A 22,140-nucleotide genomic window follows, 5' to 3' on the forward strand; every position below is an offset into this window, starting at 1 on the left:
CGAAAGGAACCGGCCGGGCCCTGGGCGCCCGGCCGGTTCCGTCTTTCCGGGAGGTCAGACGTTGATCGTGCGGTCGGCCCACATCGTCCAGGTGGCCAGTTCCTTCATCGAGGAGCGGTGGGTGCCGCGCGCGACGCTGTCCTCGTTGATGCCGCGGGCGTCCAGGCAGGTGCCGCACGAGCCGACCTCGGCGTTCTTGGACACCAGTCCGCGGATCATGTTGCCCACGTTGTAGTAGCCGTCGGGGGTCTTCTGCCCGGACATCACCGCCGAGACGGCGTCACCGAACATGAAGACCTTGACCTCGTTGCCGTCGTCCTCCAGCATCTGCCGGGCCCAGCGGATGCCGTTGTAGGTGCGCTCACTGCCGTAGGGGGCGTCGTGCAGGACGAAAAGAAGCTTCATCGCGGGCTCCTCCAGAGGGATCGAATCGCGGACGGCAGGCCGCCGCCCGTACGTTCGGAGGCCGCCCCGAGGCGCCCCCGGAAAATCTTCGAGATCCGGTCCACGGCGATGACGAGGATCACCACCGAGGCCATGAGCGTGGCCAGTTCCTGGTAGCGGAACAGGTGCAGGGCGATGCCGAGGGCCTGCCCGATGCCGCCCGCGCCGACGAAACCGATGACCACCGAGCTGCGGATGTTGCACTCCCACTGGTAGAGGATCTGGGAGGCGATCACCGCGCGGGCCTGCGGCACGATGCCGAGCAGGGCCGTCGTGGTCCGGGAGCCGCCGGTCAGCCGCATCGCCTCGACCGGGCCGGGGTCGACGGCCTCCAGTTGTTCGGAGCAGAGTTTGGCCAGCACGCCCGCCGAGTGCAGGGCGATGGCGTACACCCCGGCCGCCGGGCCGAGCCCGACCGTGGCGACGAACAGCAGCGCCCACAGCAGTTCGTGCACGCTGCGCAGGGTGGTCGCAACGGTCCGGGCGCCCGCGGACAACCAGCGCGGCGCCTGCACGTTCCCGGCCATCAGCACCGCCAGCGGCAGGCCGATGAGCACGCCGATCACCAGCGCCGCGACCGAGATCTGCACGGTCTCCACGGCCGCGGTCACGACCCGGCCGAGCAGGTCGGCGTCCAGGTCCGGTGGGAACAGCCCGCTGATGATCTGTACGGCGCCCTCCCGGCCCTCGATCAGGGAACCGAGACCGATCCCGGTCCCGACGACCGACCAGCCGATGACGCCCAGAGCGAGCAGCGCGACCACGACGCGGGGACCGCGACGGGGCCCGATCGGAGTCGGAGTGGTGCGCACGCGTTCCTGTTGGAGGGTCATGACATCGACTCCGCGGGTGTGCCGTAGATCCGCTCCAGCCGACCGGCGTCGGGCGGGTCGCCGTCGTGCACGACCTGCCCGTCGCGCAACGCGACGACGCGGTCGAAGCGGCGAGCCACATCCAGGTCGTGGGTGGTGGCGATCAGGGTGGCGCCGCTGCCGGTCAAATGGTCCAGGGCGACGGCCGCACGGACCGGGTCGAGACCGGAAGTGGACTCGTCGGCGAGCAGCAGGCCGGGCGCGGTGAACAGGGCACGGGCCAACGCGACACGCTGCCTCTCCCCGCCGGAGAGGCGCTCGACGCGGGCGCGCAGCAGAGCGGTGATGTCGTGGATGGCGGCCAGTTCCGAAAGCCGCGCGGCGAACCGCGAAGGCACTCCGCCGGCCAGCACCACGGCCCAGTCGGTGGGCCGCCAGGCATGGGCGACCCCCGCGAGGATGTTGGTGCGGGCGGTGAGACCGACGATCAGGTCGTCGCGCTGGCGTACACACCCGATCCCGCGTCGGAGCCGGGTGACGTCGGCGCGACGCCCGAAGGGGTCGGCGCCATCGATGGAGACCTCGCCTTCGGCGGGGCGGACCGCGCCGATGATGACACGGAGCAGCGTGGTCTTGCCCGCTCCCGATGGACCGAGCAGCGCGACCCGCTCTCCCGGCCCGACCTTGAGATGCACACCGGACAGGACGGTGCGGCCGGCGAACGCCACTGTGACCCCGCCGACGTGCACCTCCATGGGCTGTCCCGTCATGGCTGGCCTTGCTTGGGGGTCAGCAGCCCGAGGGTCGCGGCCTGCGTGCGTACCTCGTCGTAGTCCGCCGCGGTCACGGGCGCGAACTTCTTGGCCCGCATCAGGTCGAGCAGTTGGGGCTGGTCGATCGCGAGGAAGGCGTCGGTGACGGCGGTGCGGGTCGCCTCCGGCAAGTTGGGATGGGCCACCCAGGGATAGCCCATGACGTTGCGGGTCTCGACGACCCGCAGAGCGCCGGTGGGGACGCTCCCCTGTTTCTCCAGGCGGTGCAGGATGCGCAGTTCGATGCCTCCGGCCTCGACGTCGCCCTTGGCGACCGCCTGCGCGGTGGCGTCGTGCCCGCCGGTGAAGGTGACCGCCTTGAGCGGCGGGCAGGCCATCAGGTCGCCGGTGTCGCAGTGGGCGCCCGCCTCACTGATCATGATGCGGGGGTAGAGGCTGCCCGACGTCGAGCTGATGTCGCCGAAGGCGAACGCGCCGCCGCCGTCGACGACCTCCTTGGTCGTCTGGTACGCCGAGTCGGCCTTCACCACGATGGCTGAGAGGTATTCGGGCGTGCCGGTCTCCTGGTCGACCTCGGTGACCAGCGGCACGATCTTCGTCTGCGCCTCGGCCTGGACGTAGGTCAGCCCGCCGAGGTAGGCGACGTCGAGCCGCCCGGCCGTGAGCGCGGCGACCACTCCGGCGTAGTTGGTGGCCACGAACAGCTCGACGTCGGTGCCGAGCTTCCCGGCCAGGTAGGCGCGCAGGGGTTCGTACTGCGCGCGCTGCTTCTCAGGGGAAATGTTCGGCACCACGCCGACCCGCAACTTGCCTTGGCCGTGGCCCGCGTGGCCGCCGGATCCGCATCCGACGGCGGTGAGCAAGAGGACGGCGAACGCGGCGATCAGTCTCCGGGTCATCGCCCCTCACCACCGGGGATCACGAACGGCGCGACCGGGGCGAGTTCGACGCCGAGCGTGCTGGCGCCGATCAGCTCACGGCCGGTGCGGTTGTTGATGGGCATGAACAGACCCGCCTGCACGTCCCGCCAGATGCGCTCATAAGCCGAGCCGCGCCGGTAGGCGGCGCCGCCGACGACGTCGATCAGCCGGGTCAGGACGGCCGCCGCGTTGTTGGTGCACACGTTCTTGACCAGCGCGCAGCGGGCCAGTCCTTCCTGTACGGGCAACTGGGAGACCAGCGCGCCGCTCATGACGTCTGCGGCGTGGCGCTGGAGCAGGGCCCTGCTGGTCTCGATGGCGATCTCGGCGTCGGCGACGGCGTCCTGGACGCGGGTGTCACGCTCCAGGCCGTTGCGGCGGGCGATGTCGACGGCGAAGTCGAGGGCGGCGACGGCCAGGCCGGTGTAGACCGCGCCGAAGCTGGGCGTGGTCCACGACAGGATCATGTCGAGCACCTGGACGTCGAAGTGGCCGACCGGGATCGACTGGAGCACGGCCATGTCGGGCACGAACATGCCCTCGAACACGATGTCGTCGCTGCGGGTGGCCCGCATGCCGAGCGTGTCCCAGGTCTGCTCGATCCGCACGCCGGGCATGGTCGGGTCGATCATCACGATCAGGACCTGCGGCCCGCCGGGGGCCTCGTCCCAGCGGGCGGTGGCGGCCCACATCGTGGCGATGGCGCTGTTGGTGCCGAAGATCTTGCGGCCGTGCAGATGGAAGCCGCCGTCGACCTTGGTGGCACGGGTCTTCGCGTCCATGAACAGGGCGGGGATGCCGGGTTCGCTGGCGATCGCGGCCAGCACCAGGCCGTCCTGGCCCGCGATCCGCAGGACCTGCTCCAGCGGGGGCGCACCGGTGCGCCGCCAGGTGTGCGCCCACGATCCGAGGGGGGCGGCGTGCATGGCGTACGACAGAGCGGTGGCGCCGTCGGCGGTGGCCAGGCGTTCCAAGACGCGCAGCAGTTCGCCCTGTCCCGCGCCGAGCCCGCCGAGTTCCTCGGGCACGGTGAGCCGGAGCAGGCCGCCCGCACGCAGGTCGTCGTAGTTGTCGGCGGGGAAGGTGTTGTCCCGGTCGTGGCGCGCCGCGCGTTCGCCGAGGGCCGGGAGGACCTTGTCGGCGAGGGCGAGGAACGACTGTTCGCGTTCCGTCAGGAGCTGACGCATGGGTGATATCTCCTCGAGACTCGATGAGATGGCCGGAAGCGACGGCGGGGGTGCCGCCACCCGGGGTCATGGACGGTTCGTGAGCGCGTCGTCGCTGACGTGCCGGGACAGCAGGAACAGAGCGGTGAGGCCGGACAGGACGGCCACCGCGGTCAGCGCCGTGGCCGCGGTGGTGAGGGCGCCGGGCCCCTGCTGGGCGATGCCGCCGATCACGGCGACGCCGAGCAGGGAGGCCGCCTGACGGGCGGTGTTGAGCACCCCTGATGCGGCGGGCACCAGGTCGGGGGCCAGCCGCCGGATGGCCTCGGTGCTGGCCGGAGCCATGACCAGCCCCACGCCCAGACCGGCCACCGCCAGCGCCGCCACGGCCGGACCCCACGTGGACAGCGCGAACCCGATCGCCCCGGCGCCGAGCGCGAGCATTCCGGCGGCCATGATCGGCCCGCCGCCGATCCGGTCGCTGAGCCACCCGGCGACCGGAGAGGCGAACCCCGCCGCCACCGCCATGGGCAGCAGCGCCAGCCCGGTGTCGATCGCGTCGCCGCCGAGCTCTCCCTGGACGCGTACGGAGACCAGGAGCATCAGGCCCGCGAGCACGCCGAACTGGGCGGCGCCCACCCATCCGGCGACCAGGAAAGCGCGGTCGCGGAACACCTGGGGCGGCATCAGCGGCGCCCGGTGACCCCGTTGCCGCAGCGCGAAGACGGCGACGAGCACGGCGGCGGGCACGAGCCACAGCAGCCGCTCGGGGGTGAGCAGCGCGTAGGACGCGACAGCCAGTCCGGTGCCGATGAGGACGACGCCACCCCAGTCCAGCTCACCCCCGGAGGCCGTGGCACCCGGTGGCAGCCGGCGCAGGGCCAGCACCACGGCGGCCAGGCAGAGAGGCACGTTGATCAGGAAGACCCACCGCCAGCCCCAGGTCGTGACGATCAAGCCGCCGCCGACAGGCCCGAGCACGGCTGCCAGGGCCATCGTGGCGCTGACCAGGCCGAGCGCGGTGCCACGTCTTTCCGCAGGGAAGACGGCAGCGATCAGGGTGAGCGTCTGTGGCACGATCATCGCCCCGCCGACGCCCTGCGCCACCCGGGCGGCGACCAGCTGCGGCAGCGCCGTCGCCAGCCCGCCGGCCAGAGACGCCAGGGCGAACACGACCAGGCCCGCGACCAGCAGGCGGCGCGGACCGTGCACCCCGCCGAGTCGCCCGGCGGTGATGAGGAGGGCGGCGTAGGCGATGACGAACCCGTTGAAGACCCACAGCACGTCGTCGAGCCCGGCGCCGAAGGAGACGGTCAGAGCGGGGACCATCACCTGGACGACGGTGGAGTCGATCATCACGACGAAGGCGGAGAGACAGAGAACGGCGACCGCACTGAACATGCGCACTCCCGGAAGCATTCAAAACATTCTTTGAATACTTTAGAATTATATAGTCATATTCTCTGGGGCTCCCGGCGCTGTCAAGGCCCCCGTAAGGAGGCCTTGCATTACGTAGGGAGCCGCCTCGATCTGGAAATCCATCAGCGGATGAAGCCGCCGTACCGTTCCTTCCAGGGCCAGCAGGCACAGCAGCGGGAACACGAATTCGGGTTCGGCGAAAACGGCGTGGCCGCGCTGCAGGTCGAAGAGCCGGACCGCGAACGGCCCCAGCTCGAAGTCCTGCGCGACCGCCCCGGAACTGCGATTCACCAGGTCGGCGACCTCGCGCTGGAACCCGGCCACGTCGGCGCCCTCGGCCACGCCGCGCGCGCTGGCCAGCAGAATGCGCGCGCAGAACTCGCCATCACCTTTGATCATGCCGCCGAAGAATCGCGTGAAGCTGGTCCGCGCCATTTCACTGAGCGGGAACATGAATCCGGCGTCGAGGATGACGACCTCGCCGCCGGGACGGATGTAGGCGTTTCCCTGATGCAGGTCGACGTGAATGAATCCGCGCACGAACAGCATGTGATAAACCGTGCGAACCAGCGTCGTCACGCCGCGTTCCGTCGATTCGGGGTCGCCGGGCTCCTTGGTCAGCCCTTCGGCGAACGTCATCGTGATGACGCCGCCGGCGGTCAGTTCGTCGACGGGCTCGGGGACGACCACGCCGTCCACGTCCGCGAGGTCGGCGCGCAGCCGATGGAGGTAGCGCGTCTCCTGCGCGAAGTCGAGCTGGCCGCGCAGCGCCTCACCCAACTGGCCGACGATGTCGGTCATCGGCAGCCTGGCCAGGCGGGGAACACGCGCGGCGAGCCGGGCGAAGCCCGAGACGATCGCGGTGTCGGCGGCGAAGCGGCGGATCACGTCCGGCCGCCTGACCTTGACCGCGAGGTCACGGCCCTGCCACGTCATCCGGTAGACGCACGCGATCGACCCGCTGGCGATGGGCGGCCGGGCCAGGGCCGCGAGCATCTCCGGCGGCGGGTCCGCGAAGGCCTGCCGGGCGGCGAGCAGGGCGTGCCTCGACGGCATCGGCGCCACGCTGTCGTGCAGGCGGCCCAGTTCGGCCGCCAAGGTCTCCCCCACGACGTCGACCCGGGTGGCCAGCAGTTGGCCCGCCTTGAGAAAGGCGCCGCCGAGCCGTTCGAGCAGCCGGGCGACCTCGGCGGCCCTGGCCGGCCGTCGCCAGGCGACCAGGGCCAGCCCGATCAGCACGTGGAAGCCCACCTGGACGAGGCGGATGGCGACCGTCATCGCCGCGCCTCCGCCCCGGCCAGGGCGTTCTCGACCGCCTCACGCAGTGTTTCGGGGCTGTCGTCGAAGTCCTCGCAGGCCAGCGGCACGGCCGGGCCACTCCGCGTGAAATCGGTCCAGTGGCCGCTGTCGAGCCGCGACACCCGGACACGGCGGGGCAGCCAGTCCTCAGCCTGCCCGCCCAGCTCCAGGGCCTCCCACCGGCGGATCGGCTCCCCGCGCTGCTCCACGACCCGGTCGACGACCACGCCGGTGCCGGGCACGGAGCACTCCCGCACCACCAGGGCGTCCAGTCGGGCCGGGCCTCGGTAGACGCGGGTGCCCGTGCCCGGCTCTCCGGCGCCGGAGAGCTGAAGCACGGGATGCGGCCACGCCATCAGGTCGACGTAGCCGATGTCGGTGAGGGGCAGGCAGTCGAACGCCAGCCGGTCGACGACTTGGATGGGCCTGCGCATGGTCGGCAGGTAGGTGCTGATCCGGCACTCGCCGGCGTCACGCTCCTCCTCCATCCAGACGTAGGTGCCGAACAGCACATCGGGTTTGATCACGAAGATCGCGGTCACCGCGCGTTCCGGGGAGGCGGAGAAGCGGCGCGCGAACAGGTACCGCATCGGGTTGTTGCCGATGGCGGCCTCGACACCGAAGGCATAGGACGCGAGCCGGCCCGCGCGGAAATTCGCCCGAGCCGGCCCGGCAACACGCACGTCATCCATCGCTAGGGGTGCCTACGCCAGCAGTCGTGCCAGCTCGGCGGGGATCACCGCGCTGGCGATCGGGACGTGGTGCAGGAGGTTCCCGATCTCGATGTCGGCGGCCAGGAGCTCACCGACCTGACGGCCTTCGCTGTCGTACAGCGCGTAGTGCTTGTTCGTTCGCGACACGTCCCCGATCGGGGGGACCATCGCGACCCGCGACTCCAGACGGACCACCTGGTCGCCCGTGTCGACGGTCGTGCCGAGCTGCTCTACCTCGAACCGAGGATAGATCATGGTGATACAGTCCTTGATGGGCATCGGTGTCCCATCGTCCGGGGTCGGACTCGGCTTGACCCGCGCCCCTTCCGACTTGCCAGGCGTGTTCGAGACCTTGACCTGGCCGAAGAGCTCGCTGTGCCCCGTCACCTGAAGCGACAGGAACTGGGCCGTGATCGTGGCGCTGGCCCAGTTCAGCTCGCCGGCGGCGTGCGGGTCGTGGCGACGGTAGATCGCCATGCCGTGGAGGTCGACGATGTCCTCACCGAGACCGTCGATGCGCACGTGGATGCGCTCGCGGACGATGAACGTCTCCAGAGCCGACGGCGTCAGCGTGTAAGGGCGGATGGGGTAGAGGTTCCCCGGCCCTCCCCACGCGGAGTCGTGGCCCCGGACGACCTCCGCCGGAGAGAGGGTCGCGGGGTCGATGTCCGCCGCGACACCCCTCTCCAGGAGTTGTCTGAGGATTCCCTGTGGTTCGCTCACAGTTCAACCTTTCGAGTGAGAGCGATGATGAGTGCCCTGCGCCGCCCTCGTCAGTTGTCGAGAGAGGCCATCAGGGCGTCGAGCGAATCGATGACGTGCGCGAAGTCCACGGTCCGCTCGCGGAGGCGGGTCTTGTCGACCGTCTGGTCGCCAAGCTCGACCGCGAGCACCTCGATCAGCCGATCGAGGTTGTTGTAAGCGACGCTCACCGGGAAGTGGGCCAGCGGCGTCTCGTGCCGGGGGTCGGCGGGCGGGCCGCCGGACTCCAGCAGTCCCGTCGATCCGCTCTGCTCCCGCCAGGCCCGCTCCACCGTCACGTCGTACTGGTGGAAGGTCCCGTAGTAGTGCGGCTTCCAGCGTTCGCGGAGCTCGTTGGCGCTGATGCGCCGCTCGAGGTAGTCCACCGCGGCGGGGACGAACACCTCGCGGTACTGCTTGAGCAGAGGACCGACGTCCGGCGATGTCGTCGGCAGCGGACTGTCAGCGATGGTCATGTCGTCTCCCAACCAGGGCTCGGTAGGTCTGAACGTCGATCCTCAGTTGATTACTTTAAATTCATATAGTCAAGCGTCGGATATGTCCGAGCGTTCCAAAGAACAAACCACCCTTTGAATAGCCTGTTCAGCGCGCCTACCAGCGGAAACCTTTGATGGCGCGGTTGACGGCACGCGCTCCAATATCGTTAGTTACTTCATGGAGGCGTTGGGTGCCTGGTGGCCCTCCCGGTCTACAAAACCGATGGGGCGGCGTTCGGCGTCGCCGGCGGGTTCGATTCCCGTTCGCCTCCGCTTTTCGCACCACCGCGGGATTCTTCAGGGTGAGGAGTGGCGCGCATGCACGTAGTGGCGACCGCCGGTCACGTCGACCACGGCAAGTCGACCCTCGTCCGCGCCCTCACCGGAATGGAGCCCGACCGCTGGGCCGAGGAACGCCGGCGGGGCCTGACGATCGACCTGGGGTTCGCCTGGCGCACCATGCCCTCGGGACGCTCGCTCGCCTTCGTCGACGTTCCCGGCCACGAGCGGTTCGTGACCAACATGATGGCCGGGATCGGGCCGGTGCCCGCCGTACTCATCGTCGTCGCCGCCGACGAGGGGTGGATGCCCCAGTCGGCCGAGCACCTGGCCGTCATCGACGCGCTCGGCGTACACCACGGACTGCTGGTCGTCACCCGGTCAGACCGCGGCGACGCCGACCTGGCCATCGAGGAGGCCCGGCTGGAACTGGCCGAATCCTCCCTGGCCGACGTGCCGGCCGTGGCCGTCAGCAGCATCACCGGCGAGGGCATCGACGACCTGGTGACCGCCCTCGACGAGTTGGTGGCCTCGCTGCCCGCCCCCGACGACGCGGCGCCGGTCCGGTTGTGGATCGACCGCGCGTTCACCATCAAGGGCATGGGCACCGTCGTCACCGGCACCCTGCCCGCCGGGACCGTGAACGCCGGAGACGAACTCCAGCTCAGCCCGTCAGGACGGATCGTGAAGATCCGCGGCATGGAGTCGCTCAAGCGCAAGGTCGAGACGGTGACCGGCGTGGCCCGGGTCGCCCTCAACCTCAAAGGCGTCGACCTGGACGAGTGCCGGCGCGGGATGGCCCTGATCACCCCCGGCCGGTGGAGCGACACCGACACCCTCGACGTGCGGCTGCGGGCCGGGACCTCTGACCTGCTCCCCCGCGAGTCGTTGCTGCACGTCGGCTCGGCGTCGGTGAGCGTCCGGATCCGCCGCCTGGGCGAGACGACCGCCCGGCTCACCCTCGAGCATCCGTTGCCGATGCACGTCGGCGACCGGGTGATCCTCCGCGACCCGGGCTCGCGCCGGGTGACCGGCTTGACCGTGCTCGATGTCCGGCCGCCGCCTTTCCACGGCCGGGGCGCGGCGGCCCGGGCGGCCGACGAACTGGCCGAGTGGCCCGACCCGCCGACCGCCCACCACCTGCTGGCCCGCCACCACTATCTGAAGGTGGCCGACTTCGGTCTCATGGGTCTCCCCCCGGTCGGCCGGACGGCCGACGGCGACTGGCGGGTGGACCTCGGTTGGCGGGTCAGCCAGTCTCAGCGCCTCAGCGCCCTCGCCAAGGACCACGCCCTGGCCAACCCCCTCGCTCCGACTCTTCCCGTCGAGGTGGCCCGGCAACTGCTCGGCCTCCCCGACCGGCGGCTCGTGGAGGCGCTGGTCCGGCCGCCGCTGCGGGTCGAGGGAGGGCGGATCCACCGGCCCGCCGACCGGCCCAAGCTCCCCGAGGCGATCGCCGCCGCCGTGCGTCGTCTGGAGCGGGAGCTGGAGTCGACGCCGTTCCAGGCGCCGGAGGCGGGCCGGCTCGCCCAGCTCGGGCTCGACTCACGGGCCGCCATCGCCGCGCACAAGGTCGGGGCCGTCCTGCGGCTGGCCGAAGGCGTCGTACTCCCCCTGACGGCCGAGCCGCGAGCGGTGGAGATCCTCGGCGACCTGCCGCAGCCGTTCACCGCGAGCGAGGCCCGCAGCGCCCTGGGCACCAGCCGTCGTGTGGTGATCCCCTTGCTGGAGTATCTGGACGAGCGGGGTCACACGATGCGGGTCGACAACACGAGCCGGCGGATGCGCCCCAACTGATCGTTTTCTCGGACTCGCCGCCTCACACTTTTCCGGCCTGCGTCGTCCTGTTGGTGAGGGCAGCGACCGGCGGCCCGGAACGGAGTGCGGAAATGAAGGTTTTCATCGCTGGTGGGCACGGCCGTGTCGGGTCCCGCCTTGCTGACAACCTGGAGGCCAAGGGCATCGAGGTGGTCTCGGGAGGACTTGAGGACGGGGTCGACGTGATCTCGGGCAAGGGGCTCGCCGAGGCTCTCGTCGGAGCCGACACCATCGTGAACGTCCTCAACACCCCCCGCTTCGACGCGGAGGGGGCGATCTCGTTCTTCGAGGGAGCGATCGACAACCTGACCGCGGAGGGCGAGCGGGCAGGTGTGCGTCACCACGTCGTGCTCTCCATCGTCGGCGTCGGGGAAGGGGACGCATCTGAGATCGGGTATTACCTCGGCAAGGTGGCGCAGGAGAAGGCCGTGCGATCCGCGTCGATCCCCGCCACCATCATTCGGGCCACCCAGTTCCAGAGCTACATTCCGGTCCTCATCGACCAGCACACCGTGGACGGAAAGGTTCTCGCTCCGAGGTCGTTCATCCAGCCGGTCGAGCTGGAGGAAGTCGTCGAACTGCTCGCCGAGGCCGTCACGACGCTGGAGCCGGGAAGTGCGGTCGAGATCGCCGGACCCGACCGGTTCTTCCACGACGACCTCTTCCGCGCCACCCTGGCCGATCGCGGAGACGATCGTGAGGTGGTGACCGTGGACGGGCAGGAGCCCCTCGACGCCATGGTTCCGCGCGGCGCGTTCCGGACGGGCACCGTGCGGTACCCGATTACGGGGATCCCCACCGCCTGAATGCGATAGTGGAGAAAGGCGGCAAGGTGCGTGCCGCGCTCCAATGGGAAAGGGCTCCATGCCGGAAGATCTTCCTGCCGAAAAATCACCGGCTCTCGATTCGGTCATGGCGGAGCGGCATCGTCTGCTGTCGTTGGCCTTTCGCATGATGGGCACCTTGGCCGACGCCGAGGACGTCGTTCAAGAGACATATGTGAGGTGGTACCGCCTTGAGCCCAGGGAACGCGACGAAATCGCCACGCCGGCAGCATGGCTGATTCGAGTAGCGAGCCGCATCTCACTCGACCTGCTGGGTTCCGCGCGGGCGCGGCGGGAGACGTACGTCGGACAGTGGCTGCCGGAGCCGGTTCCCGCCGATCTCTTCGCCGGCACGGCCATCACGCCGCTGAACTCCAGTGATCTCGCTGCCGATCCACTCGAACGTGTCACCCTCGACGATGCCGTCAGCATGGCATTGCTGACGGTCCTCGAAGCCATGACCCCGGCAGAGCGCGTGACGTTCGTCCTGCACGATGTGTTCGGCGTCCCGTTCGACGAGATCGCCGGCGTCGTAGGTCGTTCGGCAGCGGCGACGAGGCAACTGGCGACGTCCGCACGCCGCCACGTCCGACGAGGAAGACGCGCACGGGTTTCTCCTCGCCAGCACGATGAGGTCGTGCGGGCATTCCGTGGCGCGACCGCCAGAGGGGACATCGAGGACCTGCTCCGCGTGTTGGCTCCGGACGTCGAACTACGAGTAGACGGCGGCGGCTTCGTCAACGCCGCACCCCGGGTCATCCGTGGATCGGATCATGTGGCCCGGTGGTTCATGGGAGTGATGCGCAAGCAGCCCGCCCTCCGTCTTGAGCGACGCGACACGGCTGACGGTCTCGGATACATTCTTCGAAATGAGGGGCTTCGATACGGAATTCTTACCTTTGACGTCAGCGATGAAGGCGTCACGAATGTATGGCTGATGCTGAATCCAATAAAGCTGACGAATTGGTCACTCTGAACCGCTTTGGGATAAGTGGAGCTGAGCGTAATAGAGGGCTTCATGCTCGGCAGGCGGGATGCGGCAGATCGCGGTGTGCGAGCGCTGATGACTGCGCCATCGGCGAGCCTTTCCAGGATGGTTTGATCGGTTCGATCGCGCGCGAGCACATATCGACCCCGAAGGCGACGCACTGACGCCCAGCCCCGCCGCGATGGCTTTCATCACGGTTCACTCGGTGGGGTAGGTCGGCCGGACTTCCGGGACCAGGCGCACCGCACGTTCACGAAGCTCGGGAAGGTAGGGGGACGGGCGCGACATGAATCGAATCTCCATCAGACCCGTTCGGTTACGGCAGCGCCGCCAGTAGCGCCTTCTCCAGAACGTCGTCCTCCTCGGGCGCCACGGTACGCAGGTCGACCAGTACCCGCCCCCGTTCGGCCCGCACGATCACCGGCGTCTCTCCGGCGCGCAGCGCCCCCATGACGGCCGACTCGCCCGACGGCCCGCAGCTGAGCTCGACCAGCACCGACGGAAGCCGCTCGACGGGCAGGCTGCCGCCGCCCACCATGCCCGCGCCGTCCCGGACCCGGGCCCGCCGCCCGATCGAGCGCGCCAGCCGGTCGGCCCGGCGGGTGAGCTCCTCGATCGGCGCGTCGAGCATGCGCCATACGGGCAGCTCGCCGCGACGTCCGCCCAGATGGGACAACAACGTGGCTTCCAGAGCGGCCAGGGTGAGTTTGTCGATGCGCACGGCACGGGCGATCGGATGCCGGGACAGCCGCTGCACCATCGTCTCGTCGCCGACGACGATTCCGGCCTGGGGGCCGCCGAACAGCTTGTCGCCGGAGAAGACGGTCAGGTCGGCTCCCGCCGCCATGCTCTCCCGCAGCGTCGGCTCGTCGCCCAAATCGCCGGTGAGCAGGCCCGATCCCAAATCGTGCAGGAGCGGGAGGCCCGCCTCGCGTGCGGCGGCGACCAGGGCGGCCAGCGGCGGCGCGGCCGTGAAGCCCTCGATGCGGTAGTTCGACGGGTGCACCACGAGGATCATCGCGGTGCGGTCGGTGATGGCGTTGACGTAGTCGGCCAGGTGGGTGCGGTTGGTCGAGCCGACCTCGACGAGCCGCGCTCCGGCGGCCTCCATGATGGACGGGATGCGGAACTCGCCGCCGATCTCCACCAGTTCGCCGCGCGAGACGATGACCTCCCGGTCGCGGGCGAAGGCGCCGAGCGCCAGGAAGAGCGCCGCGGCGGCGTTGTTGACCGCCAGGGCGCCGGGAGCGCCGCTCAGCTCGCGCAGCAGGGTGTTCACGGTGGCGCCGCGTTTGCCTCGGCCGCCGGTGGCCAGGTCGAACTCGACCGTGGAGTATCCGGCGGCGGCGTTGACGGCGGCCCGGGCCGCCTCCGACAAGGGGGCCCGGCCGAGGTTGGTGTGCAGGACGACGCCGGTGGCGTTGATGACGGACCTGACCCGGCCCGCGTCCAACGTGGCCAGCGCGTCGGCCACCTTGCCGGCGATCTCGTCGGGGGACGGCACGGTCCCGCCTCCGCCCACCGCACAGCGGGCCTCGTCGAGCACCCGGCGGACCTTCTCGGTCACCAGCGGGCGGCCCCATGTGGCTGCCAGCTCGCCCATCAGGGGCAGAGAGAGGACGGCGTCGGTCTTCGGCAGCGCGCGGCGGGGATCGGCGGGAGGAGTAGCTCGTGGCACTTCAACAGGTGCGGCCGGGCCGGAATCCATGATCATCGTGATCCCCTCAAGCGCCCGCGTGGACGGAGATGTGACCGGGCCGTCCCGCGACCGCCTGGCCGATGACGGCCGTGGACCGGTCGTGTTCACGCAGGCGGTCGACCAGGCCGGCCGCCGACGGCGGCACAGCGAGCAGCAGGCCGCCCGACGTCTGCGCGTCGTGCAGCAGGATCGCGACCTCCTCGTCGACCGACACCGCGACGTCCACCCAGTCGGCCAGGAAGCTCATGTTCGCCTTGGTCCCGCCGGGCACGAAACCCTTGGCCGCCAGCTCACGCGCGTCGGGCAGCAGGGGCACGCGGTCGGCGTCGACTGTCGCGGCCAGGCCGCTGGCGCTGAGCATGCGCCGCAGGTGCCCAAGCAGCCCGAAACCGGTCACGTCGGTGGCTGCGAGCACTCCGGCGGCCACTGCGGCGCGGGCGGCGTTCGCGTTGAGCGTCGTCATCGAGGCGACGGCCTCGGCGAGGGTGGCGGGGTCGGCGGCGTCCTGTTTGAGGGCGGTGACGATGACGCCGGTGCCCAGTGGTTTGGTCAGCACGAGCAGGTCGCCGGGGCGCACCTTGTCGATCGTCATCAGGTGGTCGGGGTCGGCCAGGCCGATGACGGCCATGCCGTATTTCGGGACGGGGTCGGCGATGGTGTGGCCGCCGACCACGGCGCAGCCGCCCTCGGCGGCTTTGGTGGCGGCGCCGCGCATGACGTCGGCCAGTAGGTCGAGCGGCAGGCCGTCGCCCGGCCAGGCGGCCAGGTTGAGCGCGGCGACGGGGCGGCCGCCCATGGCGTACACGTCGGACAGGGCGTTGGCCGCGGCGACGCGGCCCCAGTCGTAGGGGTCGTCGAGGACGGGGGTGAAGAAGTCGGTGGTCAAGATGAGTGCCTGGCCGTCGCCCAGGCGCAGCACCGCTGCGTCGTCGCCTTCGGGCAGGCCCACCAGCAGGTCGTCGGCGGCTTGGGCGCCGAACCCGTTGAGGCTGGTCATGAGCGTTTCGAGTGACGCCTGCGGCAGTTTGCAGGCGCATCCGGCGCCGGGTGACAACGTGGTCAGTCGGACGGTGGTGTTTTCCCTCATGGGGCCCTTCCCGGACGTGCGTCGGCGGAGCGGGGCGGCCGGTCCCGGCGGCTGGGGGCCGCCGGGACCACCACCTGGGGGCCGTCAGTGGCCGGTGGCGCACATCCGGTAGCCGTCGTTGATGATCATCTGGGCCATGCCGGCGTAGGCTCGCGGGTCGTCGGGGACGATGGCCGCCAGCCCGTCGCAGTAGCGGTTGAACATGCAGAACGCCGCCGAGATGAGCACCGAGTCGTGGATCTCGGTGTCGGTGGCGCCGGCCTGCCGGGCCGCGTCGACCAGCTCGGCGGTGACGGCGTGGCCGCCTTCGACGGTCGCTCCGGCGATCTTGATCAGGGCGCGGAGCTTGGGCGAGATCGGGGCGCTGTCGACGTCGTCGAGGACCTTGTCGACCAGGGCCCTGCCGCCGTCGATCTGGGCGGCGCTGACCTCGGAATGGGTGGAGCTGCAGAACTTGCAGTGGTTGAGCACCGACACGTAGGTCGCGATGAGCTCGCGGTCCCCACGCCCCAGCGAGTGGGGGCTGCGCAGCAGCGTCTCGGCGAGCTCGCCGAGGGGGCGCCCCGTCTCCGGACGGTACTGGAACAGACCGGGCGTGCCGGGGGCAAGCTCGGGGGACATGGCGATGTGCGGCATTGATCTCTCCTCTGGAAATGGCGAGTACGCCCGCGGAGCCGCCGGACGAGCGTCAGGTTTGGACCCGACTCTTCCCAGTAGAGGACTTTAAGTTTATATAGTCAATATGAGCTACTTGATCCTTGAGATCGGATCTCCCGATGACCGCTACATGGATGTCAAGCTCATCCGATCGGCGACGCCATCAGCCCGAGCAGGACGCTGGAGCGCACGATGGCGTCGGTGTCGCCGACCAGCTGCAGCCTTCCGGAGGCCAGCGCCTCGAACGGGGTCAGCCGCTTGGCGCCTATTTCGACGAAGGTGCGCGCGTCGGTGCGGGCCACCACGGCGGGGTCCCCTTCGGCCGGGCCGTCGAGCGCGACCGGCTTGCCGTCGGTGACGGCGATGTGGAAGACCACGTCGTCGACGCGGAACTCGTAGGACTCGTCGATGTCGGTGGCCCGGTCGGGGTCGATCATCGCCTGTACCGCGAGGAAGCCCCAGTGGGCGCGGACCTCGACGTCGTCCGCCGGCGCGTCGATGAAGTGGAGGCCCCAGCGGGCCATCGAGAGCACCGGTTCGCGCAGCTCCCGGCCGAGGTCGGTCAGCGCGTAGCCCTGGTCGCGGGTCTGCGGGCGGGTGACGACCCCCAGTTCGTGAAGCACCTTGAGGCGCTCGGCGAGCAGGTTGGTGCCGATGCCGGGCAGTTCCTCCAGCAGCTCGCCGTAGCGGCGCGGGCCCAGCAGCAGTTCCCGGACGATGAGCAGCGTCCAGCGCTCTCCGATGACGTCGAGGGCCGCCGCCAGCCCGCAGTACTGGCCGTAGTTACGCCGGACGTGACCCATGGCAGCCTCCTTGCTTCGCCTGGTTACTTTAATTATACATAGAATATGTAAGTTGTCCCGGCAACCCTGAGGAGCGCGCATGACCCCCGGCTCTCCCGGCGTCAACGTCCCGATCGTTACCGAGGCCGCCGCCACCGGCGATGTCGCCGAACTCTACGGCGAGATCCGCGATCACTTCGGGCTCGGGCTGGTGCCCGACGTCTTCAAGCTCGTCAGCACTCGCTCACGATTTCTCAAGGTGTTCTGGGACGGCTACCGGTCGGTCTTCGACGAGGGAGAGCTGTCCCGCGACGTCAAGGAGCTCATCGCGGCGTTCGTGGCCCGGGAGGTCTCCTGCCACTACTGCGTCGACGCGCATACGCTCTTCCTCGACCTGCTGGGCGCCGACGCCGCGCTGAAGGCGAGCCTGTCGGTGGCGGAGGTGGAGCAGATGGATCTGCCCGAACCGGTGCGCGAGCTGCTGCGGCTGGCCAAGCGCATCACGGATGAGTCCCACCGCGTCACCGAAGCCGACTTCGCCAAGGCGCGCGCCTGCGGCTGGAGCGACGCGCAGATCCTGGAGGCGCTCTGGACGGCCTGCCAGTTCAACTGGGTGACCCGCATGGTGAGCGCAGCCGGCCTGGTTTCCCTGGGGCAGCTCGCCGAGTTCGAACCGGCTACAGGACGGTGAAGGAGAGCGACGGGTGCTCCCCGTCGCTCACTCCGAACAGGACCGTCCGCCCGGCGGTGAGCCGCCCGCTCAGCACCTGGGCCGACAGGGTGTCGTCAAGTTCACGCTGGACGGTTCCGCGCAGGGGCCGCGCGCCCATGGCCGGGTCGTTCCCGAGCTTGGCGAGGAACTCCTTGGCGGGGGCGGTCACCTGAAGCCGTACACCCGCGCTTTCAAAAAGGCGCTGGGCCAGGTCCTCGACGGCCATGTCGACGATGCGCAGCAGTTCGGCATGGCCGAGCCGGGCGAAGACGACGACGTCGTCGAGCCGGTTGAGGAACTCGGGCCGCAGATACCGCCGCAGTTCGTTGTGGACGAGGGTCTCGGTCATCCGCTCGCTCACGAACCCTGAGGTCTGCCGGGCCGCCTCTCGCGCCCCCAGGTTGGTGGTGAGGATGACCACCGCGCTGGTGAAGGTCACGGTACGCCCGTCGCCCGAGGTCAGCCGCCCTTCTTCGACGAGCTGGAGCAGTACGTCGAGCACGTCGGGGTGCGCCTTTTCTATCTCGTCGAACAGCACCACGCTGAACGGCTTGCGCCTGACCTGCTTGGTGAGCTGCCCGCCGTCCTCGAACCCGGCGTAGCCGGGCGGGGCGCCGATGAGGCGGGAGACAGAGTGGGGTTCGGCGTACTCGCTCATGTCGACCTGGATGAGGGCGTCGTCGGCGCCGAACAGGACGCTCGCCAGGGCTCTGGCCAGCTCGCTCTTGCCCACGCCTGAGGGGCCGGCGAACAGGAAGGAGCCGATCGGGCGGTCGGGGTCGGCGACTCCCGCGCGCGAGCGCCGGATGGCCGCGCCGAGTGAGGCGATGGCGCTGTCCTGGCCGACGACGCGGGCGCGCAGTTCGTTTTCGAGGTTGCGCAGCCGGAGCAGGTCCTCTGTGGTCAGCCGTTCGAGCGGGATGCCGGTCATGGCGGCCAGCACCTCGGCGACCAGATCCTCGTCGACTTTGTCGGGGGCGTGGCCGCCCGCCAGGGAGCGTACTCGGGCCAGCGCGCCGGCCTCGTCGATGGCGTCGATGGCCTTGTCGGGCAGTGCTCGGCCGGTGACGTAGCGGTCGGTCATGCGGGCTGCGGCCACCAGCGCGGCGTCGGTGACGACGACGTGGTGATGGGCTTCGTAGTGGGGCCGCAGCCCCTTGAGGATGTCGATCGTGGCGGCGACGCTGGGCGCCTCCAGGGTGATCGGCTGGAAGCGGCGGTCCATGGTGACGTCGCCGGCGAAGTACCTGCGGTACTCCTCCGGGGTGGTGGCCCCGATGACGCGCAGTTCGCCGCGGGCCAGCAGCGGCTTGACGATCGCGGCGGCGTCCAGCGCCCCGGCCCGGTCGCCCGCGCCGACCAGGGCGTGGATCTCGTCGACGAACAGGATGACCTCGCCGTCGGTGCGGGCCTCGGCCAGGATCGTGCGCAGGCGTTCCTCGAAGACGCCGCGTTCCCGGGCGCCGGCGATCATTGAGCCGAGGTCCAGCGCGTACAGGCGTTTGCCGCGCAGTTCCTCCGGCACCGTGCCGGCGACCACCCGCTGGGCGAGCGCCTCGACCAGGACGGTCTTGCCCACGCCCGGCTCGCCGATCAGCAGGGGGCTGTTCTTGGTCCGCCGCAGCAGCACCTGCACCAGCCGGTCGAGTTCGTGGTCCCGGCCGATGACGGGATCGAGGTCGCCGGAGCGGGCGGCGTCTGTGAGACTGCGGCCGAACCGCGACAGCAGCAGGTCGACCGAGCGCACCGGGCCGGTGACGGCGCGGATCGGTTCGGGAACCTGGTCGAGCAGTTCGTAGACGCGTTCGCGGACCCGGACCGGGTCGACGGACAGGCCGTGCAGCACGGCGACGGCGGGGTCGTCTTCGTCGGCGAGCATGCCGAGCAGCATGTGCTCGGTGTCGACGGTGTCCTCGCCGAGGCGGCGGGCCTCCTCGGCCGCGCGGGCCATCAGCCGGGCCGCGGGCTCCCCGAGCGGGATCGGTCCCGGCGTGAACACGGGCCCAGGACCGACCACGATCTCGATCTGCTCGTGGACGAGGTCGAGTTCGACCCGCATCTCGTGGAACACCGCCCCGGCGATCCCTCCGGCCTGGACCAGGCCGAGCAGCAGATGTTCGGTGCCGATGGTGTTGCGGTTGAACATCCTGGCCTCTTCCTGTGCCAGGACGACCGCCTTGCGCGCACGTGCGCTGAGCCGGTCCACCATCGTCGCCACCCCGTCATGGAGTCATTTTTTTTTGGATCCTGTTCCGCCTCGACCCGGGCCCGGGCGAAGCCCGCCCACCAGATGTCCTCGAGGAAGGCGCGCAGCTTGGCCAGGGTGCTCTGGCTGGCCCTGTAGAGGCGTCGGGTGCCCTGGCGGCGTTCGACCACGAGGCCGGCCTCGCGCAGGACCTTCAGGTGCTGGGAGACCGCCGACCGGGTGACCGCGAAGTGCTCCGCGATCCGCCCGGCCGGAAGTTCCGTGGACGCGATGAGATGCAGGATCGCCCGGCGGGTCGGGTCGGCGATGGCCCGCAGGACCACGTCGAGCTCCTCCTCCGGAGGCTGTTCGCCCATCTCACCGGCGCTCATGTCGGGCTCAGCGCTGCCAGAGCCCGACGGTGATCCCGTCGGGGTCCTTGAACGTGGCCATGGTGCCGATGCCCGGGATCTCGTAGGGCGGCACGTCGCGCTGCCCGCCATTGGCCTCGATCTGCTTGAGGGTCTCCTCGGCGTCGTCGACGACGAGGTAGACGACCAGGGCGGGGGCGGCCTCGGGGTTCTCGCCGATGCCGCCGGGGATGCCCTCGGAGGAGCCGGTGTCGACCATGCCGTAGCCCATGTCAGGGTCGACGTCGATCTTCCAGCCGAAGACCTCGGAGTAGAAGCTGCGGGAGACGCCCGCGTTCTTGGAGGTGAGGTCGAACCAGGCGATGGGGTTACCCATGATGTGTCCCTTCTCGTTAGTTTTCGCGGATGGGGGAAGGCTCGGGAGACGGCGCCATGTCGAACTCGGGCCGTTTGATGATGAAAGCGGCCAGCACCCCGACCAGGGTGATGACGGTGAGCACGATCGTGGCCGGAGTGAACCCGTCGATGAAGCTCTCGGCGCTGCCGTAGCCGCCGGTCGCGGTGAAGGTCGCCGCCGCGGCGGCGACGCCGAAGACCGCGCCGACCTGGCGCACGGTGTTGCTGACACCGGCCGCGATGCCCGCCTCCATGGGGTGTACCGAGCGCATCACGGCGGAGGCGACGGTCGGGAAGGCGATGGAGACGCCGATCCCGGCCAGCAGTAGCGGGAAGATCATCGGGCCGTAGCCGGTGCCCGCGTCGGCCATGAAGGCGATCGCACCGAAACCGACGGCGTGCAGCAGCAGGCCGATGATGACCAGCGGGCGCTCGCCCATCTTGTCGGCCAGCTTCCCGGCGATCGGGGAGATGAAGATGGCCAGGCCGACCCACGGAAGCATGCGCAGGCCCACGCCGAGCGGCGAGTTGCCCTCGGCGAGCTGCAGGTACTGGGCGAACAAGAAGCCATTGCCGTACAGGGCCGCGGCCAGCACGAAGCCCGCGATGCAGCCGCCGGTGAAGCTGAGATTGGCGAACATGCCGATCGGCATCATCGGGCTGGGCGTCCGGGTCTGCCAGTAGACGAACAGGGCCAGCGCGACGAAGCCGCCGATGAACCCGATGAGGATGGTCGGTTCGGTCCAGCCGACGTCACCGCCCCGGATCAGCGACTGCGCGATGCCGAACACGCCGAGCGTCGACAGGATCAGTCCGACGACGTCGATGCCGCGCACGGCGCCCCGGGTGTCGGCGATGCGCACCATGCTGAGCAGGATCAGGGCGATGCCGACGGGGACGTTCAGCCAGAAGATCCACTGCCAGGCGAAGCCCTGGATGACCAGGCCGCCGACCAGCGGCCCGGCGGCGACCGCGACGCCGGAGATGGCGCCCCAGATGCCGAAGGCGGCGCCGCGCTCCTGCGGCGGGGTGGCGTCGGTGATGACCGCCAGCGCCAGCGCGATGGCGATGCCGCCGCCGATGCCCTGGGCGGCGCGGGCCGCGATCAGGGTCTCGATGGTGCCGCTGAGCGCGCAGACGGCCGAGGCCAGCGTGAAGATCGCGATACCGGCGACGAACAGGTTGCGCCGTCCGAACCGGTCACCGAGCGCGGCGCCGGTCAGGATGAACGCCGCGAAGCCCAGCTCATAGGCGTTGACGGTCCAGCCGAGCCCGGCGACGCCGGCGCCGAGCTCCTCGTGCAACGTCGGCAGAGCGGTGGTCACGACGAGGACGTCGAGGCCGACCATGAAGGACGCGAACGAGGCCAGGATGAGCGTCCATCGTTGGCGATCCTTGGGGAACTGCGAGGAGACGTCGGTCATGGTCACTCCAACCAGACAGGGGGGGAAGGACCGGGCAGCGCCTCGCGCGCTCCAGGCCCGGCGGAAGATCACTGTATGGTTTTAAACGTTAGTAGCTGCTTCCGAAAGCGTCAACTGTCACTCGAAGATGGGCG

At 69.9% G+C, this 22,140-nt stretch carries 21 protein-coding genes, 1 tRNA gene and 1 pseudogene; 5 read left to right on the forward strand and 18 right to left on the reverse strand.

Going from position 1 to position 22,140, the window contains the following annotated elements:
- Positions 1-54 precede the first annotated feature (54 nt).
- From FDA94_RS00605 to FDA94_RS00650, 10 genes are all read right to left on the reverse strand, one after another.
- On the reverse strand, positions 55-405 hold the full coding sequence (locus FDA94_RS00605) for a DsrE/DsrF/TusD sulfur relay family protein (RefSeq protein WP_062436733.1): 351 nt from the start codon (positions 403-405) through the stop codon (positions 55-57).
- Positions 402-1,277, reverse strand: a complete 876-nt coding sequence (gene phnE / locus FDA94_RS00610; RefSeq protein ID WP_137245037.1) for a phosphonate ABC transporter, permease protein PhnE — start codon at positions 1,275-1,277, stop codon at positions 402-404. Before phnE ends, FDA94_RS00605 begins: the two co-directional genes overlap by 4 nt.
- Positions 1,274-2,026: an ATP-binding cassette domain-containing protein gene (locus tag FDA94_RS00615; RefSeq protein ID WP_137245038.1), complete on the reverse strand. Its 753-nt coding sequence runs from the start codon at positions 2,024-2,026 to the stop codon at positions 1,274-1,276. Before FDA94_RS00615 ends, phnE begins: the two co-directional genes overlap by 4 nt.
- Positions 2,023-2,928: a phosphate/phosphite/phosphonate ABC transporter substrate-binding protein gene (phnD, locus tag FDA94_RS00620; RefSeq protein WP_137245039.1), complete on the reverse strand. Its 906-nt coding sequence runs from the start codon at positions 2,926-2,928 to the stop codon at positions 2,023-2,025. Before phnD ends, FDA94_RS00615 begins: the two co-directional genes overlap by 4 nt.
- Entirely contained in the window at positions 2,925-4,136 is a 1,212-nt protein-coding gene (locus FDA94_RS00625; protein WP_137245040.1) for an acyl-CoA dehydrogenase family protein, read from the reverse strand. Before FDA94_RS00625 ends, phnD begins: the two co-directional genes overlap by 4 nt.
- 66 nt (positions 4,137-4,202) lie before the next feature.
- On the reverse strand, positions 4,203-5,516 hold the full coding sequence (locus FDA94_RS00630) for an MFS transporter (protein WP_170990715.1): 1,314 nt from the start codon (positions 5,514-5,516) through the stop codon (positions 4,203-4,205).
- Positions 5,517-5,561: 45 nt separating this feature from the next.
- Positions 5,562-6,773 (reverse strand): ABC1 kinase family protein, encoded by a 1,212-nt coding sequence (locus tag FDA94_RS00635; RefSeq protein WP_170990716.1) that lies wholly within the window; start codon positions 6,771-6,773, stop codon positions 5,562-5,564.
- A 35-nt stretch (positions 6,774-6,808) separates the two neighbouring features.
- A complete protein-coding gene (locus FDA94_RS00640) occupies positions 6,809-7,516 on the reverse strand; it encodes a hypothetical protein (RefSeq protein ID WP_137245043.1) in 708 nt (235 codons plus the stop codon).
- A gap of 21 nt (positions 7,517-7,537) precedes the next feature.
- Positions 7,538-8,269 carry a DUF6073 family protein gene (locus tag FDA94_RS00645; protein ID WP_062436747.1) on the reverse strand — a complete coding sequence of 244 codons (732 nt, stop codon included), beginning with the start codon at positions 8,267-8,269 and terminating at the stop codon, positions 7,538-7,540.
- A gap of 50 nt (positions 8,270-8,319) precedes the next feature.
- Positions 8,320-8,763, reverse strand: a complete 444-nt coding sequence (locus FDA94_RS00650; RefSeq protein WP_137245044.1) for a hypothetical protein — start codon at positions 8,761-8,763, stop codon at positions 8,320-8,322.
- Between the two features lie 201 nt (positions 8,764-8,964).
- Here FDA94_RS00650 and FDA94_RS38915 point away from each other — a divergent pair.
- The 4 genes from FDA94_RS38915 (at position 8,965) to sigJ (ending at position 12,681) form a co-directional block, all read left to right on the forward strand.
- Positions 8,965-9,058 (forward strand) — tRNA-OTHER (locus FDA94_RS38915).
- Positions 9,059-9,102: 44 nt separating this feature from the next.
- On the forward strand, positions 9,103-10,860 hold the full coding sequence (gene selB / locus FDA94_RS00655) for a selenocysteine-specific translation elongation factor (protein ID WP_137245045.1): 1,758 nt from the start codon (positions 9,103-9,105) through the stop codon (positions 10,858-10,860).
- Between the two features lie 53 nt (positions 10,861-10,913).
- Positions 10,914-11,687 (forward strand): SDR family oxidoreductase, encoded by a 774-nt coding sequence (locus FDA94_RS00660; protein ID WP_212735085.1) that lies wholly within the window; start codon positions 10,914-10,916, stop codon positions 11,685-11,687.
- 58 nt (positions 11,688-11,745) lie between these two features.
- Positions 11,746-12,681 carry an RNA polymerase sigma factor SigJ gene (gene sigJ, locus FDA94_RS00665; protein ID WP_170990751.1) on the forward strand — a complete coding sequence of 312 codons (936 nt, stop codon included), beginning with the start codon at positions 11,746-11,748 and terminating at the stop codon, positions 12,679-12,681.
- A gap of 328 nt (positions 12,682-13,009) precedes the next feature.
- On the opposite strand, the gene selA is transcribed toward sigJ, so the two are convergent.
- The 4 genes from selA to FDA94_RS00685 all read right to left on the reverse strand — a co-directional run bounded on the left by selA (position 13,010) and on the right by FDA94_RS00685 (position 16,939).
- Positions 13,010-14,407: an L-seryl-tRNA(Sec) selenium transferase gene (gene selA / locus FDA94_RS00670; RefSeq protein WP_246059431.1), complete on the reverse strand. Its 1,398-nt coding sequence runs from the start codon at positions 14,405-14,407 to the stop codon at positions 13,010-13,012.
- Between the two features lie 10 nt (positions 14,408-14,417).
- Positions 14,418-15,479, reverse strand: coding sequence for a selenide, water dikinase SelD (selD, locus tag FDA94_RS00675; RefSeq protein ID WP_137245047.1), 1,062 nt, complete (start codon positions 15,477-15,479; stop codon positions 14,418-14,420).
- 84 nt (positions 15,480-15,563) lie between these two features.
- On the reverse strand, positions 15,564-16,115 hold the full coding sequence (locus tag FDA94_RS00680; protein ID WP_062436760.1) for a carboxymuconolactone decarboxylase family protein: 552 nt from the start codon (positions 16,113-16,115) through the stop codon (positions 15,564-15,566).
- A gap of 164 nt (positions 16,116-16,279) precedes the next feature.
- Entirely contained in the window at positions 16,280-16,939 is a 660-nt protein-coding gene (locus tag FDA94_RS00685) for a winged helix-turn-helix transcriptional regulator (protein ID WP_137245048.1), read from the reverse strand.
- A 79-nt stretch (positions 16,940-17,018) separates the two neighbouring features.
- On the opposite strand from FDA94_RS00685, the gene FDA94_RS00690 reads away from it, so the two are divergent.
- Complete coding sequence (locus FDA94_RS00690; RefSeq protein ID WP_137245049.1) at positions 17,019-17,609, forward strand: carboxymuconolactone decarboxylase family protein; 591 nt, start codon at positions 17,019-17,021, stop codon at positions 17,607-17,609.
- Here FDA94_RS00690 and FDA94_RS00695 read toward each other — a convergent pair.
- The 4 genes and pseudogenes from FDA94_RS00695 to FDA94_RS00710 all read right to left on the reverse strand — a co-directional run bounded on the left by FDA94_RS00695 (position 17,596) and on the right by FDA94_RS00710 (position 22,006).
- Positions 17,596-19,839 (reverse strand): ATP-dependent Clp protease ATP-binding subunit, encoded by a 2,244-nt coding sequence (locus FDA94_RS00695; RefSeq protein WP_137245050.1) that lies wholly within the window; start codon positions 19,837-19,839, stop codon positions 17,596-17,598. The genes FDA94_RS00690 and FDA94_RS00695 overlap by 14 nt on opposite strands.
- 113 nt (positions 19,840-19,952) lie before the next feature.
- Positions 19,953-20,318, reverse strand: a pseudogene (locus FDA94_RS41450) (ArsR/SmtB family transcription factor); the annotation flags it as partial.
- Complete coding sequence (locus FDA94_RS00705; RefSeq protein WP_062436766.1) at positions 20,215-20,562, reverse strand: VOC family protein; 348 nt, start codon at positions 20,560-20,562, stop codon at positions 20,215-20,217. The pseudogene FDA94_RS41450 and the gene FDA94_RS00705, both read right to left, overlap by 104 nt.
- A 16-nt stretch (positions 20,563-20,578) precedes the next feature.
- Positions 20,579-22,006 carry a DHA2 family efflux MFS transporter permease subunit gene (locus FDA94_RS00710; protein ID WP_137245051.1) on the reverse strand — a complete coding sequence of 476 codons (1,428 nt, stop codon included), beginning with the start codon at positions 22,004-22,006 and terminating at the stop codon, positions 20,579-20,581.
- Positions 22,007-22,140 lie beyond the last annotated feature (134 nt).

The sequence above is a fragment of the Herbidospora galbida genome, from assembly GCF_005233835.1.
GTDB classification, from domain to species: Bacteria; Actinomycetota; Actinomycetes; order Streptosporangiales; family Streptosporangiaceae; genus Herbidospora; species Herbidospora galbida.